Below are 18,496 nucleotides of genomic sequence, written 5' to 3'. Positions count from 1 at the left end.
TCGATATGGATTAATAAGAGTATCACTATGTCTGTCGAACAAATCATTACCGATAAATTGAATCACGCCTTTGCGCCTTTGCATCTTGAAGTGATTAATGAGAGTAATCGTCATCATGTGCCGCCTAACTCAGAAACCCATTTTAAAGTGGTTGTAGTTAGTGATCAATTTAGCGAGCAGCGTTTACTTGCCCGTCACCGTTTGGTAAACCAAGCACTAGCAGATGAATTAGCCAATGGCGTACATGCGCTATCCATAAATGCTTATAGCCAACCAGAATGGCAAGCTTTGGATGAAGTACCTCGGACCCCTAATTGTAAGGGGTAATGGTAATCGTTAATTGTTATTAACGTGCTGACTGAATTATACAAAAAGCCTCGCAGAACATGCGAGGCTTTTTATTTTGTATTCGTAGTGAGGTGATGTTTGTCACTAGTTATGATTATGTTACAGTTATGAAAAGAAGCGTGCGATTGACATAGGATATTTACATGAGCAAGGTGATACAAACCTGCTGGATACTAGGCTTAACGTTATTGTTAGGCTGTCAACAAGAAACGCCTTCAAAGCTAAGTTCTGTTCCGCAAAAAGATTTTATTTCTCACCAAGTTATTGAATGGCGTTTAGCCACGTCATGGCCAAAAAACTTGCCCGGTTTGGGTATGGCTCCGGAACGATTTGCCCAATTAGTCGAGCAAATGTCTAACGGTCGTTTAGTGATTACTGTTTATGGTGCTGGCGAATTAATGCCTGCATTGTCGGTGTTTGACGGCGTAAGTAATGGCACGATAGAAATGGCCCATAGCGCATCATATTATTGGAAAGGTAAAGCGCCTGCCGCCCAGTTTTTCTCATCAATACCATTTGGTTTAAATGCACAACAGATGAATGCATGGCTTCACTACGGCGGTGGCATGGAATTATGGGAGGAAGTTTATCAACCTTTTGGTGTATTACCGCTTGCAGGGGGAAATACCGGCATGCAAATGGGTGGCTGGTTTAATAAAATCATAGCATCCCCAGAAGACTTTAAAGGGCTCAAAATGCGCTTACCGGGCTTAGGCGGTGAAGTGCTCAAGAAGCTCGGTGGCGTTCCCGTTGATGCACTTGCTGGCAGAGAATTATACGGCGCACTGCAAACTGGCGCAATTGACGCTGCTGAATGGGTTGGGCCTTATAATGATTTATCGTTAGGGCTGCATCAGGTGGCTAAATACTACTATTATCCTGGCTGGCACGAACCGGGTTCAACGATGGAGTTTTTGATTAACCAACAGGCCTTTTCGACTCTGCCCAATGATTTGAAAATGATTGTTAAAGTCGCTGCAAGAGCCATCAATCAGGATATGTTAGATGATTATACTCAAGGTCATATTGCCGCGATGGATGTATTGCTTAACGAGCATAATGTGCAAGTTAAACTTTTTCCCAACACAGTGATCCGCGCATTAAAATATGCAAGAGATGATGTGCTTAACAGCGAAGCGGCTAAAGACCCGTTATTCAATAAAGTACTTGAGTCTTACATGGCTAACGAGAAGTCTGTAAAGCGCTATTTTAGTTACACAGAAGATGCCTTGAGTCGCTTTGAGTTAGACGACAAAAATCAACCGTAAACTCTCACTGTGACCATGCTTAAATAGTGATATTATCGTGTTATTAGGCTTTATATTGTCAAATTATTATTTACTTTGGAGAAAGCAATGCCTTTATTAGACAGTTTTACCGTAGATCATACACGTATGAATGCTCCAGCGGTTCGCGTTGCCAAGCACATGAGCACACCTAGTGGCGATGCCATTACTGTATTCGATTTACGTTTTTGTGCACCCAATAAAGATATCCTCAGCGAACGTGGCATCCATACACTTGAACATTTGTTTGCAGGTTTTATGCGTGAACATTTAAACGGTGATGGTATAGAGATTATTGATATTTCGCCGATGGGATGCCGAACCGGTTTTTACATGAGTTTGATTGGTCAACCGACAGAAAGTAAAGTTGCAGATTCATGGTTAGCGGCAATGGTTGACGTAACCAATGTAATTGATCAAAAAGATATTCCTGAGTTAAATGAATATCAATGTGGTACTTATGAAATGCATTCATTAGAACAAGCGCAAGATATTGCTCGGATGATCATTGCTGCAGGCGTGAGCGTCAACCAAAATGATGACTTGAAACTGAGTGACGAAATTTTAGGTAACCTTTAATCGAATCGATTAATTGATATCTCAATGAAAAAGCGGCTTTAGCCGCTTTTTTTTGCGAAGCAAATATTAATATGTCGAGTAAACGTTAAAGGTACGCTATTTTTATGTAACTGAAACCGTTATTGTAATGGACGAATTTTACTAACTGATTCGTCATTTTAAGCGATTTTTTGCGTGAACAGACACATATACGGAGATTAATATGTCTAACCACCCATTTAGCCTGTCAGTGATAGCAGCCGCAGTGCTTTATGTTTGCCATTCTACCAATGCCGTTGCAGAAACGGTGACCGAGTCTATTGATAACCTTAATAATCAACTCGATTTGCAACAGTCATCGATAAGCCAATTTCATTATCGCCAAAGTGATATAGCATTAGGATTGACCGGCGCGACAGTGTTACCTACCGGACCAAATCAAGATATTACTATCACACATGCTGGCGCCACTGACGGTGTAGCCATTTTACAGGATGGTATTTTCTTTTCTCCTGCGCCTTATTCTGGACAACATTTAGTGTTGCAACCCAATTTAATGCACCAGCAAAAAGTGTCTTTTTCGAGCATGACCAGTGTGACTGAAAGTTCACAAGCGGCTTTTGGTAAGCTTGACTATCAGTCGGTACAAATTAGTCCGCAAAAATATGCAACCGATGTCAACGTTGAAGGCAGTGACAATAATGCCATCAATGGTGGGGCTGTGCTGAGTGGTACTTCGAAGCAAAATGGCATGTTACTGGCAGTAGATTATCAATCTGCATCTGACGATGTGGGTTATCGCGTCGCCCGAGATGCAGATAGTACACAGAAAGATATTCTGTTCAAAATTGCTGCCGATAGTTTACCCGGAGCACGTAACCAACAAACGACAGAATTTAGTTATCAGTACTCATCACAAGAAGCTGATCGCGGAGCGTTGGGGTTAACCAGTGTTGATTTTTCAGTAAATCCGACTCAATTATATTCAGCAGCTAGCACCGACAATACTGAAGGCGAACGTCAACGTTACGTGTTAGCACATCAGCTAATCATGTCATCTACTTCAACGATGGCTACCGACTTTTATTATCAAACCTATTCACAACAATCTCAAGAGATGCAGTTTGTTGATGGTGAGCAAATTAATAATGCGTTGCTGTCTCGTATTGCTATGTTTGAAACAACACCCACCACCGATGGGATGAACTTAGGAGCGTTAACACAAAATAACGATTTCTCTGGGTTTGGTATGCAAACAAAAGGTGTCAGCATGTATGGTCAGCATCAGGTGACTTATAGTGCGCGCTACCATACAGATAAAGCTGAAATGCGTTTAGGTCAACGTGAGTGGTCGTGGAACAATGATTTATCATTGACGCCGACAACTGATGATGAATATGCACTGACGTATACTGACGATGCCTCGGCATTTTCATCAGCGGTAGATACTAAATTAAATTATGGTCAGTGGTCTATCAACCTCGGTTTAGGTTATGAGCATGTCAGTGTTTCTCGTGAGCTTGGTGATGTAAATACGAGCCTTAATGCTGCAGACTTTTCTGATGATGGCTGGTCGCCTTCTATTGAAGTGGCTTACCAGAGTGGGCCGTGGTTAGCCGCGTTACAAGCTAAACAAGCTTGGACAGCCGCTTCAGCCGGTAATATTGAACAAACAGCGCAAGAAGCGTTGCAATATCAATTAGCATTAAGCTACCAACAAGATGCTTTATCGATTGCCATGACGGCTTATATGCATGATTACGATAGCCAACATGTGAGCTGTATGCAGGGCATGATATGTGATTATGAACAAATATCATTACAAGAGAATATTAAGGATGTTTCTGTTGTCGGCGCAGATTTGAGCATAGCGTATGGACTAACATTTGATCACTTTTCAATTCCCTTCAAAGCCAAATACCAATATACCCAAGCTGAAACAGACAATGCTAATTGCAATGAATTGATGGCATGTTTTGCCGCTGATAGCCAATTACCTTGGGTACCAGAACAACAATTGACGTTAAGTTCTGGGGTTGTTTACGGCAATATGTCCATTATGGCGCAAGCTTTGTATCAATCGGAGTTAGGTTATCAAGGTGGGTTTACCAATGAGCGCGCTATCGATAGTCAATGGAAGGTTGATATCGCCGCTACTTACCGTTTGACCGAGCAGCACGAGTTGTATGTTCGTGTTGAGAATTTGTTAGACGAAGAGTTAGTGGCAAATCGCACTGCAATGGGATTCCAAGGACAGTCTGAAATGACCACATACTTTGGTTATCAAGGCCATTTCTAGGTGGTCTTTTCTAGGCATAAGCAATGTTGAATAATATTTAAACGCTGCTTGCTGTGCCTTTTATTTCCAAATACCAACACTGCCCAAGTGATGACTCACTTGGGCAGTGTTATTTGAGGCGTAACTGTTCTTGTAAACAAACAACTAAAATTATTTCTTTAAAAATTAATGCTATAGTTTTTTAAATCAGAATGGAGTAGATAACATTCACTCTTAGGTTCTAATTTAATTAGTCTGATCTAAAAGCCACCGATTGTGTTAGGTATTGGTTTGAAAACACCTATAATTTTCGTGGCGATAGTCTCATATTTGCGGTAAAATGCGCGCGACCAGCGTGATTATGATCGCATTTTCGAGTTAAATCTGCGCTAGCTCAAATGGCAAGTGTTTGTTAACACTTTGTTTTTGTAGCGGAACGTGGCGCATTGTCTTTCCTTCAAACGTAGTGCTTGTGGATATGATTACAATTAAGAAAGGATTGGAACTGCCTATAGCAGGCGGACCAGAGCAAGTTATCCATAATGGCCCAGCCATTAGACACGTAGCGACTTTGGGTGAAGAGTATATTGGCTTACGTCCAACGATGAAAATCAAAGTGGGCGACAAAGTACAAAAAGGCCAAGTTCTTTTTGAAGATAAAAAGAATTTAGGCGTTAAATATACGGCTTTAGCCAGTGGTACTATTTTAGAAATCAACCGAGGTGCAAGACGTGTACTTCAGTCAGTTGTTATTGCTGTGGAAGGTGACGATAGCGTTGCTTTTGCTCAATACGATGCTGATAAGTTAGACACGTTAGACGCACAAGTTGTTCGTGATAATCTGATTGATTCAGGTTTGTGGACTGCTTTGCGTACACGCCCATTCAGTAAAGTGCCAGCTGTAGATGCTACTGCTGCGGGTATTTTCATTACTGCAATTGATACTCAACCTCTTGCTGCCGATCCTGTGGTAGTCATCGCTCAACATAAAGAAGATTTTGCTAATGGCCTAAAAGTCCTAGCACGATTAACTGAAGGTAAAGTTTACCTATGTAAAGCTCAAGGTGCCGATATCCCTGCAGCTAATGCCCAAGTTCAAGAGTTTGCGGGTAAACACCCAGCAGGTCTTGCGGGTACGCATATTCATCACGTTCTTCCAGCTTCAGCAACACGTACTGTTTGGCATATTGGCTATCAGGATGTGATTGCTTTTGGTCAACTATTCACCCAAGGTGTATTAAACACTGAGCGTGTGGTTGCGATTGGCGGTCCTAAAGCGAAAAAACCTCGCCTTGTTCGTACCGTTTTAGGTGCTAGCATGGCTGAACTGACTGCTGATGAAACGGTCGGTGATGGTGTTCGTGTGATTTCAGGTTCAGTGTTAAGCGGCCGTACTGCGGTAGGCCCTCAAGCTTATTTGGGGCGTTATCATCAGCAGGTGAGTGTACTAGAAGAAGGTGACGAGAAAGAATTGTTTGGTTGGGCTATGCCTGGCGTAGATAAGTTCTCTATCACTCGTTCGTTCTTAGGTCACTTAAGCCCGTCACGTCTATTTAATATGACCACTAGCACCGGCGGTTCCGACCGTGCAATGGTACCTATTGGTAACTATGAACGCGTGATGCCTTTAGACATTCTACCTACTATGCTACTTCGTGATTTACTCTCTGGCGACTTTGATGGCGCAGTTCGTTTAGGCGCACTAGAGTTAGATGAAGAAGATTTGGCATTGTGTACGTTCGTATGTCCAGGTAAGTATGACTACGGTTCATATTTGCGTGACTGTTTAGATACGATCGAGAGGGAAGGCTAATGAGCTTGAAAGATTTTATCGAACGTATTGAGCCGCAATTTGAAAAAGGCGGTAAGTACGAAAAGTGGTATGCCCTTTACGAAGCGGCTGCGACAGTATTTTACACTCCAGGTAAAGTGAACAAAGGGGCAACCCACGTTCGCGATAACCTTGACCTAAAACGTATGATGATTACGGTTTGGGCATGTACATTTCCGGCAATGTTTGTCGGGATGTACAACGTAGGTTTACAAGCTCAAATAGCGATGGTGGCCGGCTTCGGTACACCTGATATTTGGCAAGTAGGCTTATTTGAATTATTTGGCGCTCAACTCACCGCAGACTCTGGCATTACGTCCTTGATGTTCTATGGTGCGTGCTTCTTCCTACCTATCTATGCAGTGACATTCATTGTCGGTGGTTTTTGGGAAGTGCTCTTTGCGTCAGTGCGTGGCCATGAAATTAACGAAGGTTTTTTCGTTACTTCAGTGCTATTTGCATTAACTCTACCGCCAACAATTCCTTTATGGATGGTCGCTTTAGGTATTACCTTTGGTGTGGTTGTAGCAAAAGAAATCTTCGGTGGCACAGGGCGTAACTTCTTAAACCCTGCATTAGCTGGCCGTGCTTTCTTGTTCTTTGCTTACCCATTAAGCATGTCTGGTGATACCTCATGGGTTGTTGCGGACGGCTTCTCTGGTGCAACAGCATTGAGTCAAGCTGCGCAAGGTACTTTTGACTACACTTCAAACGCTAACTGGATTGATGCTTTCATGGGCTTTATTCCGGGTTCTGTTGGTGAAGTATCGACCTTTGCTATTTTGCTCGGTGGTTTAGTCATTATCTACACCCGTATTGCCTCGTGGCGTATTGTGGGTGGTGTAATGTTAGGTATGGTGGCAATTTCAACTCTACTTAATCTTATTGGTAGCGACAGCAACCCGATGTTTGCAATGCCGTGGCATTGGCACTTAGTGTTAGGTGGTTTTGCATTTGGTATGATGTTTATGGCGACAGATCCTGTTTCTGCGTCGTTCACAAATAGTGCTAAATGGGCATACGGTTTCCTCATTGGTGCAATGGTGGTGTTTATCCGTGTGGTTAACCCTGCATTCCCAGAAGGTATGATGTTAGCTATCTTGTTTGCTAACTTATTTGCTCCATTATTTGACCACTTTGTAGTACAGGCAAATATTAAGCGGAGGATTGCTCGTGGCTAGTAATAAAGATTCGTTCGGTAGAACGCTATTTGTTGTTGTCGGCTTATGTCTTATTTGCTCCGTGCTTGTTTCAACAGCTGCCGTGGTGTTAAAACCTATTCAGCAAGAAAATAAGTTGTTGGATAAGCAAAAGTATATTCTTGAAGCAGCGAGCCTTATCAACCCTAAAGAAGGCAAAATCACCAAGAAAGATATTCTAAGCAAGTATGAGCAATATGTAGACGCTCGCTTAGTTGACCTTAAAACCGGTGAATTTGTTGAGGGTGATGCTAACCTTTATGATCAACGTAAAGCATCTCGTGATACAGAAACGTCATCTATCCCTGAAAATGATGTTGCCTCAATTAAACGTGTTGCAGATAAAGCTGTTGTCTACCTTGTTCGTAATGACGAAGGTAAACTGACTAGCGTGATTTTGCCTGTTCACGGTTATGGTTTGTGGTCAACGATGTACGCATTTTTGGCTCTAGAAGCTGATCTAAACACTGTGCAAGGACTTGTTTACTACGACCAAGGTGAAACTCCTGGTTTAGGTGGCGAAGTTGAAAATCCAAAATGGAAAGCATTGTGGAAAGGTAAGCAGTTATTTGATGCACAAGGCGACTTGGCTATTAGTGTAACTAAAAACCCTACAGTGGCTAGCTCTGTTCATGGTGTTGATGCGCTTTCAGGTGCAACATTGACCAGTAACGGTGTACAACACTCATTGGAGTTTTGGTTAGGTAAAGAAGGCTTTGCAAGCTTTATCGCTAAAGCACGCAACGGAGGGTTAAGCTAATGGCTGACGCTAAAGAACTTAAACAGGTTCTGACCGGACCGATTATCAATAACAACCCAATTGCATTGCAAATTTTGGGTGTGTGTAGTGCACTTGCTGTTACCAGTAAATTAGAAACAGCATTAGTAATGACGATTGCATTAACTGCGGTAACAGCGTTTTCTAACCTGTTTATCTCTCTTATTCGTAATCACATTCCAAGCAGTGTGCGTATTATTGTACAGATGACCATTATTGCGTCTTTAGTAATTGTGGTTGACCAAGTATTACAAGCTTATGCCTATGCCATTTCTAAGCAATTATCGGTATTCGTAGGTTTGATTATTACTAACTGTATTGTAATGGGTCGTGCTGAAGCTTACGCAATGAAAACCCCTCCAATGATGAGCTTTATGGACGGTATCGGTAACGGTTTAGGTTACGGTGCTATTCTATTGTCTGTTGGCGTGGTGCGTGAACTATTTGGTAATGGTTCATTATTCGGCGTAGAAATCCTCAGCAAAATCTCTGACGGTGGTTGGTATCAGCCTAACGGTTTATTACTACTGCCACCGAGTGCATTCTTCTTGATCGGTGGTTTGATCTGGTTGATCCGTACTTACAAGCCAGAGCAAGTTGAAGCAAAAGGGTAGACGCAATGGAACATTATATTAGTTTATTAATTCGTTCAGTTTTCATTGAAAACATGGCACTCGCGTTCTTCTTAGGTATGTGTACTTTCTTAGCGGTTTCAAAGAAAGTGACTACTGCGATGGGCCTTGGTGTTGCAGTTATCGTGGTACTGGCTATTTCGGTTCCTGCTAACCAAATTATTTATCAAGGTTTATTGGCTCCAGGCGCATTAGCTTGGGCTGGTTTCCCTGATGCTGATTTGAGCTTCTTGAAGTTCATCACCTTTATCGGTGTGATTGCAGCACTTGTACAAATTTTGGAAATGGCTTTAGACAAGTATTTTCCGCCTTTGTACAACGCGTTAGGTATTTTCTTACCTTTGATTACCGTGAACTGTGCAATTTTCGGTGCAGTATCTTTCATGGTTGAGCGTGATTACAACTTAGGCGAGAGCGTAGTATTTGGTATTGGCTCTGGCATTGGTTGGGCGTTAGCAATTGTATTGCTAGCCGGTATCCGCGAAAAGATGAAATATTCTGACGTGCCAAATGGCTTACGTGGCTTAGGTATTACCTTCGTTTCAGCAGGTCTTATGGCTCTAGGTTTCATGTCATTCTCAGGTGTTTCTCTTTAAGAGACATTGAGAAGACGCATTAATTTGAACCTTTAAGGATAAGTGAATGGGTATTCTTGAATCTACTCCAATAGATGTCTATCTAGGTGTGAGTATGTTTACTGTGATTGTCTTGGTTTTGGTATTAGTGATTTTATTCGCTAAATCAAAATTGGTGGCAAGCGGTGATATCATTATTGGTATTAACGGCGACGCAGATAAAGCAATTAAAACAGGTGCTGGCGGCAAGTTACTTGGCGTTTTAGCAGACAACGGCATCTTCGTATCAAGTGCGTGTGGTGGCGGTGGCTCATGTGGTCAGTGTCGTGTACAGATTAAGTCTGGTGGTGGTGATATTCTGCCTACTGAACTTGACCACATTAGTAAAGGTGAAGCACGTCAGGGTTGTCGTTTATCTTGTCAGGTAAATGTGAAAACTGACATGGAAATCGAACTTGATGAAGAGATTTTCGGCATCAAGAAATGGGAATGTGAAGTTATCTCTAACGATAACAAAGCGACGTTCATTAAAGAACTTAAGCTACAAATTCCTGATGGCGAATCTGTGCCTTTCCGTGCCGGTGGTTATATTCAGATTGAAGCTCCTGCTCATCATGTTAAATATGCTGAGTTTGAAGTGCCTGATAAATACCGTGGCGACTGGGAACACTTCGGCTTCTTCAAGTTAGAGTCAAAAGTAGACGAAGAAACCATTCGTGCCTACTCAATGGCTAACTACCCAGAAGAGTTCGGGATTATTATGTTGAACGTGCGTATTGCTACGCCACCGCCACGTAATTTAACCCTACCTTGCGGTAAAATGTCTTCGTACATTTGGAGCTTAAAAGCCGGTGATAAAGTGACTATTTCTGGTCCATTTGGTGAGTTTTTTGCTAAAGACACCGATGCAGAAATGGTATTCATTGGTGGTGGTGCTGGTATGGCCCCAATGCGCTCACACATTTTTGACCAATTAAAGCGTCTTAAATCTAAGCGTAAGATGAGCTTCTGGTACGGTGCGCGTTCACAACGTGAAATGTTCTATGTTGAAGATTTTGACGGCTTAGCGGCTGAAAATGAAAACTTCAAATGGCATGTCGCGTTATCGGACCCACAAGCTGAAGATAACTGGACTGGTTATACTGGTTTCATTCATAACGTATTGTATGAAAATTACTTACGTGACCATGATGCGCCAGAAGATTGTGAGTTCTACATGTGTGGACCTCCAATGATGAACGCCGCCGTTATTGGTATGCTAAAAGATTTAGGTGTTGAAGACGAAAATATCTTATTAGATGATTTCGGTGGTTAATGAGTTAACTCATCACATTGACATGTAAGTCATGAAATTGCAGCAGTGCAGACAGGGTGGTTAAACACTAGTCTTGCACGCTGCAATTTTTTTGTTTATTTAATACAAGTGTAAATTTGACATGACTGTAAATTCAATCAAGTTATTGCTATTGCCAGCGTTGTTGTTATTGGTGAGCGCCTGCAGTTCACCAGAGCCTATTATTTCATTATCTGGTAGTACCATGGGTACCACTTATCATATTAAAGTGGTCAACAGTGACCGCTTACCTGAAGCGCAGCTACTACAAGCTGAAATTGACATGGCATTAGAAGTCGTAAACGATCAAATGTCGACTTACCGTTCAGACTCGGAACTGTCTAAGTTCAATCAATTACAAGTTCAACAAAGCGTTAAAGTATCCGCTGATACCATTAAGGTTATCGAAGAAGGTATGCGTCTTTATCAGGAGACTGATGGGGCATTAGATATCACATTAGGACCAGTGGTTAATTTGTGGGGCTTTGGTCCCGATAAACGACCTACAACCATCCCGACTCAAGCTCAAATCGATAACGCTAAAGCTAAGATGGGCATCAAAGAGTTGTCGATAAAAGGCTTAACATTAACTAAGCATAATGCAGACCTGTATGTTGACTTATCTTCTATAGCAAAAGGTTTTGGCGTTGATAAGATTGCCGCGATATTAGACAAATATCATGTATCTGGATACTTAGTTGAAATAGGTGGTGAGCTTAATGTTAAAGGTACTAAGGATGACAATACCCCATGGCGAGTGGCTGTAGAGCAACCAACTACAGAAGGCCAAGCCGTTCAGCAAGTGATTGAGCCTGGGACAATGTCATTAGCAACATCAGGTGATTACCGTAACTTTTATCAAGAGAATGGCGAACGTTTTTCACATTTAATTGATCCTCGTAACGGTTATCCTATTAAGCATCAACTTGCCTCTGCAACCGTGTTACACTCTAGTTGTATGACCGCAGATGGATATGCCACCGCGATGATGGTGTTAGGAACTGAGGCTTCATTGGCACTTGCTAAAGAGAAAAATTTAGCAATAATGTTAATTGAGAAGCAAGAACAGGGTTATCAGGTCTATTACAGCGATGCGTTTAAATCGTATGTTAAGTAGCTTCTTTATTTTTTAACTAGTTGATGAAACGACTGATTAATTCAACTAGTAGTACCCTAATCTGAATGAGTAATTGGAGTTTGTGATGAGCACATTTATAGCAGCGTTTGTAGTGTTATTATTGTTCTTTTTGTTAATGTCTATCGGCTATATCGTAAAAAAGAAAGCGGTAGAAGGTAGTTGTGGTGGTTTAGGTGTTTTAGGTATTGAGAAAGCATGTGACTGTGACGATCCATGTGATAAACGTAAACGCCGTATGGAAAAAGAGCAAGCTCGCAATGAGTTGCTCAATCAAAATCGAATTATTTAGCATCGTTAATTGCCTAAAGCGAAGGTTAATAGACCAGTGCTTTGTAAAGAGCCTTCATTTAGAAGGCTTTTTTTATGTTCGTGTATTGTTAACGAGTTACAAAGCTTAGTTATAATGATAATGGTTATCAATTGTAAGTGTGTGAAAGTAAAGGAAATTTGCTTTTTCTCCTATAGTGTTTTATCCTATTTGTAATTGATCGAGATCACATTATTTATCGAGGGACATTACTATGAAAGGTCATCCTAAAGTCATCAGCCAACTCAATCGAGTACTCACCTGTGAGCTGACCGCCATTAACCAATATTTTTTACATGCTCGTATGTTTAAGCATTGGGGATTGGAAAAGCTTAATGAGAAAGAGTATAAAAAATCGATTGAAGACATGAAGCATGCTGACAAGCTGATTGAACGTGTATTGTTTCTTGAAGGTTTACCTAACCTACAACAGTTAGATAAATTGCGTATTGGTGAGCATGCTGAAGAAATGCTTAGCTGTGATCTAGCTGCGATTACTGAACAAATTGCCATTTTGCGTGAAGCCATTAAGGTATGTGAAACTCAGCAAGATTATGTTAGCCGCGATTTATTTGAAGATTTACTCGAAGACGAAGAAGAGCATCTAGATTGGATTGAGTCGCAGCAAGAGCTTATCAATCAAACGGGTATTCAAAATTATCTTCAATCACAAATTAACGACTAATAGGAAATTATCATGAAAGGCCATCCAGAAGTCATCGACGCTTTAAATAGTTTATTAACTGGCGAATTGTCAGCCATGGATCAATATTTTGTCCATGCTCATATGTATGAAGACTGGGGATTCAATGAACTGTATACCCGTATTCTGCATGAGTCAGACGACGAGAAGTTGCATGCAGCTAAATTAGTTCAACGCATTTTGTTTTTAGAAGGCACTCCAGATGTTGGCAGCCGTGAAGCGTTGAATATTGGTAAAGATGTGCAAGAAATGCTTAGAAATGACCTTGCATACGAATATCATGTAGCAGATCATTTGCGTAAAGTTATCGCGCTATGTGAAGAAAAAGCGGATTACCAAAGCCGTGAAATTTTAGAAGTGTTATTAGATGACACTGAATCTGACCACATGTACTGGTTAGAGAAGCAACTCGGTCTTATTGAACGTATTGGTTTACAAAACTATTTACAGACCAAAATGTAATGTCTTAATTGATACGTTACATGTTAAATAAGTCCAACTGAGTTTGGGCTTTTTTGTGTCTGTAAGAGAATGATTGAATACTGTTTTTATATACAGTATCATTGTTTCAATTAAGATAATGATGATGGTTATAGAATGCGTAAAATCATTCACATCGATATGGATTGTTATTTTGCCGCGGTAGAAATGCGCGATTTTCCTGAGTTGAGAGGAAAACCCATTGCTGTTGGCGGCAGAAGTGACCGCCGAGGTGTGATAAGTACCTGCAGCTATGAGGCCCGCAAATTTGGGGTGCGTAGCGCTATGTCCAGTTATCATGCGTTGCAGTTGTGTCCGCAATTGATTTTAGTACCAGGGCGGATGGAAGTGTATAAATCGGTGTCACTGCAAATACGTGAGATTTTTCATCGATACACTGATCTTGTTGAGCCTTTGTCTTTGGACGAAGCGTATCTTGATGTGACTGATTGCGATGCTCACCAAGGCAGTGCGACATTAATTGCCAAGGCGATACGAGATGAGATTTTTGAGGTTACCGGATTAACTGCTTCAGCTGGTATAGCACCCATTAAGTTTTTAGCCAAAATTGCATCCGATTTAAATAAGCCGAATGGACAATATGTTATCACTCCAAATCAAATTGCTGATTTTGTAAAAGACCTACCGCTGAGTAAAATTCCTGGAGTTGGTAAAGTCACTTCAAAAAAGTTAGCCGATATTGGCTTAACCACTTGTTATGATGTGCAGCAATACCCTAAAGTGCAATTAATTGAGGCCTTTGGTAAGTTTGGCCATGTGTTGGCTGAGCGTGCTCAAGGGATCGATTCAAGACAAATCAGCCCGCATCGAGTGCGTAAGTCTGTCGGGGTTGAAACGACATTAGCCAAAGACATTTTTACGTTAGAGCAATGTCATCAGGTATTACCGCAACTGATTCAAGAGCTGAGTACTCGGGTTCGTCGCAGTGCAAAAGACCGACAGATCCATAAGCAGGTTGTGAAACTGAAATTTAATGATTTTAAGCAGACCACCATCGAGCATCGCAGTGATGAGATTTCGATTAACCTGTTTCATGAGTTATTGCTGCAAGCATTACAACGAAGCCATGGGCGAGGGATTCGATTAGTCGGTGTGAGCGTTGGCCTAGCGGATGTGACGTTGGCTTCTTCCGAGAGTAGTGTCGATCAAATTACTCAACTCGATTTACAATTTTAGGCGCCCATTTTATAACGGAAACCATAGAGAGCAAAAAGGCGACATTGCTGTCGCCTTTCTTATATGGCTTATCAGCCAATTATAACCATAGCCACAATCACTTGACTGATTACGCCTCTTTAGCTGGGATACGCTCTAATACAGCAAGCAGTAATTCCCAATATTGACCAACCGTGGTGATGTTGACCATTTCATCTGGGCTGTGCGGATAACGAATCGTCGGACCAATCGATACCATGTCCATGTGCGGATAAGGTTCTTTAAATAAACCACATTCAAGACCCGCATGAATAACCATCACGCTAGGATCTTTTTTATAAATATCGTTATAGGTGTCACGCACAATTGCCATAACAGGTGAGCTAGTGTCTGGTTTCCAACCTGGATAAGCACCGCTTAAATCAATGCTAGCACCCGATAGATTTGATAGTGCGGTTAGCATACCAGTGACTTCTTCACGCCCCGAATCGATTAATGAACGAATAAGGCATAATATTTCTACGCTTTCATCTTCAGTGCTGATCACGCCGATATTTAATGATGTTTCAGTGACGCCTTCTACTTCATCGCTCATGCGGATAACACCGTTAGGGCTAGCATGTAATAAGTCGATTAAGGTATTTTGCGCTTCTTCGTCCATCACTTTTGTTGGTGCATCAATTGCGGCTAACGTGAGTAACATGGCAGGATCAGCTACGGCTAACTCTTCACGCACTAACGCTTGAAATGACTCAATAGCTTGTTTTAATGCTTCAACATTTTCAGCTGGCAACATCAATTGAACGTTAGCTTCACGCGGAATCGCATTACGCAGCGAACCACCACTAAAGCTGACTAGCTCTAAGGCTAATTCGTCACTGTATTTAAATAAAAATCGCGCTAATAACTTGTTAGCGTTACCACGACCAAGATGAATATTGACACCAGAATGGCCGCCTTTTAAACCCGACATAGTCAGTGAAAAGCTGGCGTTGCTTTGTTCTGGTGCTTGCCAAGACATTGGTACACTTATTTGTGCATCAACACCGCCGGCGCAACCCATGTAGATTTCACCTTCTTGCTCTGAATCAGTATTAATTAAAATTTCAGCATCAAGGTAACCGGCTTCTAAACCAAAAGCGCCAGTCATGCCGGCTTCTTCATCAATGGTGAGCAGCACTTCGAGTGGCCCGTGCTTAATGTCTTTACTGCCTAAAACGGCCAACGCCGAAGACATACCAATACCGTTATCAGAACCTAAGGTTGTTCCTCTAGCTTTAACCCAATCACCGTCAACATAGGCTTCAATCGGATCGGTTTCAAAATTATGTACTTTGTCGGCATTTTTTTGCGGCACCATATCAATGTGCGCTTGTAACACCACTATTTTGCAGTTTTCCATTCCTGCAGTAGCAGGCTTACGGATGATTAAATTACCCACTTTGTCTTCAACAACCGCAAGGCCTTGAGCTTTTGCCCATTGTTGAATATGTTGTGATAACGCATGTTCATGCTTTGATGGATGTGGAATAGCGCAAATTTGTTCAAACCATTGCCATAGAGGCTGAGGATATAATTGAGTTAATGCAGTCACGAAACGCCCTCTAAGATGAAATCAAGTCGATATACGACACAAAATATAACTGCGACTATTTTAACATATTCTGCGCAGTTACTTGATATTGCGATACCGATTTGCCAAGGTTTAGTCCACAAATCTGTAAATAATTATGAACCCACTAATTTATCTATATCCCTAAAGAGTAAGGATCTTATATGACCCAAGTGAATAAAGCGCTTACTGCGTTCCAAGTGCCAATTATTGATGTCACAACTGATGAGGCTATTTTTGAAGGCGAAGGTTGGGACGCTGTTGTCGTGATAGCGACGAGTTTAGCTGACATCAAACAAGATGAAGTGAGTTTGCTTGCTGCACACGCTAGTCAAATAGATTTCCGTGTCGGTAAAAGTGCCACGTTGCTTTTTGCGCCAGGGTTAGCCGGTTGTCGTTTGATTCTCTCCCCAGTGACAGATAGCGACAATGAGTATAGCGATGTCAGGATTTTTGCCAAAGCCGCTCGAGAAGGTATTGCCATTGCTAAAGCCGCAGGTGCCACTAAACCTTTACTAGTTGTTCCAAGTGTAACTGACAATCGCTTTGCTAATGCAGAACAAGTTGCCGCACTGGCTTGTGGACAAGAGCTTTGGCAACCGTTAGAGGCGCGAGAAGCAAAGTCTTTACAACCGAGTTTAACCGCGATTGGATTATTGAATACTGCCACCCATAGTTTATTACTTAATGCGGCAGAATCTGGACGAGTATTGGCGCGCGATCTTTGTGGTACAGAACCTGAGCGTATGTCCGCTATTGGTTTTGCACAATATTGTGTTGATGCTTTTGCTGATAGCGGTTTGGCTGTATCTGTGGTTGATCAAGTCGAGCAGTTAAAAGCGCAATACCCATTACTCAGCGCAGTGGGTAGAAGCTCTTTTGATGTTGCACGTCATCATCCACGAGTGGTAAAGCTTGAATATGTTGGTGAAGGCCCTATTACAAAAACCTTATTCTTTGCTGGCAAAGGTGTGGTTTACGACACAGGTGGCGCTGATATTAAAGTTGCAGGATCTATGGCTGGAATGAGCCGTGATAAAGGTGGCGCGGCAGCAGTTGCCGGTCTAATGAAAGCACTATCAATACTGAAACCTAAAGGTATTAAAGTCATTGCTGAACTCGGATTAGTAAGAAACAGTATTGGCAGTGATGCATTTGTCACTGATGAAATCATTACTAGCCACGCAGGTGTGCGAGTTCGCATTGGTAATACTGATGCAGAAGGTCGCTTAGTGTTGGCTGACTTATTATCACATTTGCGTTTACAGGCTCAAACAGCGGTGAATCCACAGTTATTTTCGGTGGCGACGTTAACCGGCCATGTTGTACGAGCCTATGGTGGTTATCCTGCATTAGTTGAGAATAGCGCAGCTAAAAAGCAAGGGGTTGCAGCAACACTTGCTGAAGTGGGTCAGTTATGGGGGGAGCCATTCGAGGTTTCACGATTACGTCCGGAAGACTTTGATAAAATTGCCGATAAAAACGGCGCTGCAGATGTGGTGTCATCGAATAATGGTCCGTCTTCCATTACGGCTCGTGGGCATCAATATCCTGCCGCTTTCTTGATAAAAGCCTCTGGATTAACAGAAACAGAACTGGCATTTACTCATATCGATATTGCAGGCAGTGCTGTTGAGGGCGATCCTCTGTATGGAAAGCCAACCGCAAGCCCTTTGGTAGCTTTATTACAGTTTTCAAATTAGAGGTTTTTTCGTTGTTAAGTAGTTGTTTTTGAAGGGCTTGATTTTTAGGTTACATGTTGATAACAATAGTTATACATAGTTTTAATACGAAAATATTGTAATTAAATCACTTTTAATGAAGTTTTTGTGAATTAAAGCAAATAATACTTGTAATTAAATTACAGTTTTGTATAATTCATTTCGTCGGCAAGCAATGTGTTTGTCGACTCTAGTTAATCCAGGATGGATATAACCTCCAAGGATCTGAGTGACAAGTTGTCTCAATGGATTTGAGAAATGTACGTTCCAGGGAACCGAGCCAAGCTTTACTAGGTTTATACAACTTTACTTTAATCAGGAGCACGACTATGTCTTATACAGGTAACAGCAAATTTTATTGGCAGAACACTTGGTTTGCCGACGTAACAGTTTTACGTGGCGGTATATTCGCCATGAAACGTTAAGAATTGACCCTCTTTACGTAGTTTTAATATCCATCAACCTTTTGTTCGTCTCGTTTGACGGTTTTAGACAAGGTGGTAAATTAATTAATTTATCGCCACATCACGTTAAGTGATGC

General features: G+C 41.7%; 17 protein-coding genes. 16 read left to right on the top strand and 1 reads right to left on the bottom strand.

Translation table 11 applies throughout. From position 1 onward, the window contains the following. Nucleotides 1–27: 27 nt before the first annotated feature. From EGC86_RS08190 to dinB, 15 genes are all read left to right on the top strand, one after another. Complete coding sequence (locus EGC86_RS08190) at nucleotides 28–327, top strand: BolA family protein (protein ID WP_011636419.1); 300 nt, start codon at nucleotides 28–30, stop codon at nucleotides 325–327. 164 nt (nucleotides 328–491) lie between these two features. Continuing rightward, nucleotides 492–1,616 (top strand): TRAP transporter substrate-binding protein, encoded by a 1,125-nt coding sequence (locus EGC86_RS08185; protein ID WP_011636420.1) that lies wholly within the window; start codon nucleotides 492–494, stop codon nucleotides 1,614–1,616. 87 nt (nucleotides 1,617–1,703) lie between these two features. Continuing rightward, nucleotides 1,704–2,213 carry an S-ribosylhomocysteine lyase gene (gene luxS, locus EGC86_RS08180; protein WP_011636421.1) on the top strand — a complete coding sequence of 170 codons (510 nt, stop codon included), beginning with the start codon at nucleotides 1,704–1,706 and terminating at the stop codon, nucleotides 2,211–2,213. A gap of 202 nt (nucleotides 2,214–2,415) precedes the next feature. Further along, nucleotides 2,416–4,491, top strand: a complete 2,076-nt coding sequence (locus tag EGC86_RS08175; protein ID WP_123777189.1) for a TonB-dependent receptor — start codon at nucleotides 2,416–2,418, stop codon at nucleotides 4,489–4,491. Nucleotides 4,492–4,948: 457 nt separating this feature from the next. Further along, on the top strand, nucleotides 4,949–6,283 hold the full coding sequence (locus tag EGC86_RS08170) for a Na(+)-translocating NADH-quinone reductase subunit A (protein ID WP_123777188.1): 1,335 nt from the start codon (nucleotides 4,949–4,951) through the stop codon (nucleotides 6,281–6,283). Next, complete coding sequence (locus EGC86_RS08165) at nucleotides 6,283–7,482, top strand: NADH:ubiquinone reductase (Na(+)-transporting) subunit B (protein WP_011636424.1); 1,200 nt, start codon at nucleotides 6,283–6,285, stop codon at nucleotides 7,480–7,482. Before EGC86_RS08170 ends, EGC86_RS08165 begins: the two co-directional genes overlap by 1 nt. Beyond that, nucleotides 7,475–8,260, top strand: coding sequence for a Na(+)-translocating NADH-quinone reductase subunit C (locus EGC86_RS08160; RefSeq protein WP_011636425.1), 786 nt, complete (start codon nucleotides 7,475–7,477; stop codon nucleotides 8,258–8,260). Before EGC86_RS08165 ends, EGC86_RS08160 begins: the two co-directional genes overlap by 8 nt. After that, nucleotides 8,260–8,892 carry an NADH:ubiquinone reductase (Na(+)-transporting) subunit D gene (locus EGC86_RS08155; protein WP_011636426.1) on the top strand — a complete coding sequence of 211 codons (633 nt, stop codon included), beginning with the start codon at nucleotides 8,260–8,262 and terminating at the stop codon, nucleotides 8,890–8,892. The genes EGC86_RS08160 and EGC86_RS08155 overlap by 1 nt, the downstream gene beginning before the upstream one ends. 5 nt (nucleotides 8,893–8,897) lie before the next feature. Beyond that, nucleotides 8,898–9,506: an NADH:ubiquinone reductase (Na(+)-transporting) subunit E gene (gene nqrE, locus EGC86_RS08150; RefSeq protein WP_011636427.1), complete on the top strand. Its 609-nt coding sequence runs from the start codon at nucleotides 8,898–8,900 to the stop codon at nucleotides 9,504–9,506. Between the two features lie 46 nt (nucleotides 9,507–9,552). After that, nucleotides 9,553–10,800, top strand: coding sequence for an NADH:ubiquinone reductase (Na(+)-transporting) subunit F (gene nqrF / locus EGC86_RS08145; RefSeq protein ID WP_011636428.1), 1,248 nt, complete (start codon nucleotides 9,553–9,555; stop codon nucleotides 10,798–10,800). Nucleotides 10,801–10,921: 121 nt separating this feature from the next. After that, the gene (locus EGC86_RS08140; RefSeq protein ID WP_011636429.1) at nucleotides 10,922–11,935 is read left to right on the top strand and encodes an FAD:protein FMN transferase; all 1,014 of its coding nucleotides are present in this window, start codon (nucleotides 10,922–10,924) and stop codon (nucleotides 11,933–11,935) included. Nucleotides 11,936–12,020: 85 nt separating this feature from the next. Next, on the top strand, nucleotides 12,021–12,245 hold the full coding sequence (nqrM, locus tag EGC86_RS08135; RefSeq protein ID WP_011636430.1) for a (Na+)-NQR maturation NqrM: 225 nt from the start codon (nucleotides 12,021–12,023) through the stop codon (nucleotides 12,243–12,245). Between the two features lie 232 nt (nucleotides 12,246–12,477). Further along, nucleotides 12,478–12,948 (top strand): bacterioferritin, encoded by a 471-nt coding sequence (bfr, locus tag EGC86_RS08130; protein WP_011636431.1) that lies wholly within the window; start codon nucleotides 12,478–12,480, stop codon nucleotides 12,946–12,948. Between the two features lie 12 nt (nucleotides 12,949–12,960). Beyond that, nucleotides 12,961–13,428, top strand: coding sequence for a bacterioferritin (gene bfr / locus EGC86_RS08125; RefSeq protein WP_059746496.1), 468 nt, complete (start codon nucleotides 12,961–12,963; stop codon nucleotides 13,426–13,428). A gap of 135 nt (nucleotides 13,429–13,563) precedes the next feature. Beyond that, the gene (gene dinB / locus EGC86_RS08120; RefSeq protein WP_123777187.1) at nucleotides 13,564–14,643 is read left to right on the top strand and encodes a DNA polymerase IV; all 1,080 of its coding nucleotides are present in this window, start codon (nucleotides 13,564–13,566) and stop codon (nucleotides 14,641–14,643) included. 109 nt (nucleotides 14,644–14,752) lie between these two features. Here dinB and EGC86_RS08115 read toward each other — a convergent pair whose 3' ends face one another. Beyond that, nucleotides 14,753–16,216, bottom strand: coding sequence for an aminoacyl-histidine dipeptidase (locus tag EGC86_RS08115; RefSeq protein WP_123777186.1), 1,464 nt, complete (start codon nucleotides 16,214–16,216; stop codon nucleotides 14,753–14,755). 182 nt (nucleotides 16,217–16,398) lie between these two features. On the opposite strand from EGC86_RS08115, the gene EGC86_RS08110 reads away from it, so the two are divergent. Continuing rightward, complete coding sequence (locus EGC86_RS08110) at nucleotides 16,399–17,937, top strand: M17 family metallopeptidase (protein ID WP_123777185.1); 1,539 nt, start codon at nucleotides 16,399–16,401, stop codon at nucleotides 17,935–17,937. Nucleotides 17,938–18,496 lie beyond the last annotated feature (559 nt).

The organism is Shewanella frigidimarina, from assembly GCF_003797125.1.
Taxonomy (GTDB): domain Bacteria; phylum Pseudomonadota; class Gammaproteobacteria; order Enterobacterales; family Shewanellaceae; genus Shewanella; species Shewanella frigidimarina.
The sequence above is the reverse complement of the archived record's forward strand: the minus strand, read 5'-3'. Positions and strand labels throughout refer to the sequence as shown.

What these genes read in the sequence shown, in the direction of transcription:
- bfr (WP_011636431.1), top strand. Translation starts at nt 12,478, where the DNA reads ATGAAAGGTCATCCTAAAGTCATCAGCCAACTCAATCGAGTACTCACC.
- EGC86_RS08185 (WP_011636420.1), top strand. Translation starts at nt 492, where the DNA reads ATGAGCAAGGTGATACAAACCTGCTGGATACTAGGCTTAACGTTATTG.
- EGC86_RS08170 (WP_123777188.1), top strand. Translation starts at nt 4,949, where the DNA reads ATGATTACAATTAAGAAAGGATTGGAACTGCCTATAGCAGGCGGACCA.
- nqrE (WP_011636427.1), top strand. Translation starts at nt 8,898, where the DNA reads ATGGAACATTATATTAGTTTATTAATTCGTTCAGTTTTCATTGAAAAC.
- bfr (WP_059746496.1), top strand. Translation starts at nt 12,961, where the DNA reads ATGAAAGGCCATCCAGAAGTCATCGACGCTTTAAATAGTTTATTAACT.
- nqrM (WP_011636430.1), top strand. Translation starts at nt 12,021, where the DNA reads ATGAGCACATTTATAGCAGCGTTTGTAGTGTTATTATTGTTCTTTTTG.
- EGC86_RS08175 (WP_123777189.1), top strand. Translation starts at nt 2,416, where the DNA reads ATGTCTAACCACCCATTTAGCCTGTCAGTGATAGCAGCCGCAGTGCTT.
- EGC86_RS08140 (WP_011636429.1), top strand. Translation starts at nt 10,922, where the DNA reads ATGACTGTAAATTCAATCAAGTTATTGCTATTGCCAGCGTTGTTGTTA.
- EGC86_RS08110 (WP_123777185.1), top strand. Translation starts at nt 16,399, where the DNA reads ATGACCCAAGTGAATAAAGCGCTTACTGCGTTCCAAGTGCCAATTATT.
- EGC86_RS08155 (WP_011636426.1), top strand. Translation starts at nt 8,260, where the DNA reads ATGGCTGACGCTAAAGAACTTAAACAGGTTCTGACCGGACCGATTATC.
- luxS (WP_011636421.1), top strand. Translation starts at nt 1,704, where the DNA reads ATGCCTTTATTAGACAGTTTTACCGTAGATCATACACGTATGAATGCT.
- EGC86_RS08165 (WP_011636424.1), top strand. Translation starts at nt 6,283, where the DNA reads ATGAGCTTGAAAGATTTTATCGAACGTATTGAGCCGCAATTTGAAAAA.
- EGC86_RS08190 (WP_011636419.1), top strand. Translation starts at nt 28, where the DNA reads ATGTCTGTCGAACAAATCATTACCGATAAATTGAATCACGCCTTTGCG.
- nqrF (WP_011636428.1), top strand. Translation starts at nt 9,553, where the DNA reads ATGGGTATTCTTGAATCTACTCCAATAGATGTCTATCTAGGTGTGAGT.
- dinB (WP_123777187.1), top strand. Translation starts at nt 13,564, where the DNA reads ATGCGTAAAATCATTCACATCGATATGGATTGTTATTTTGCCGCGGTA.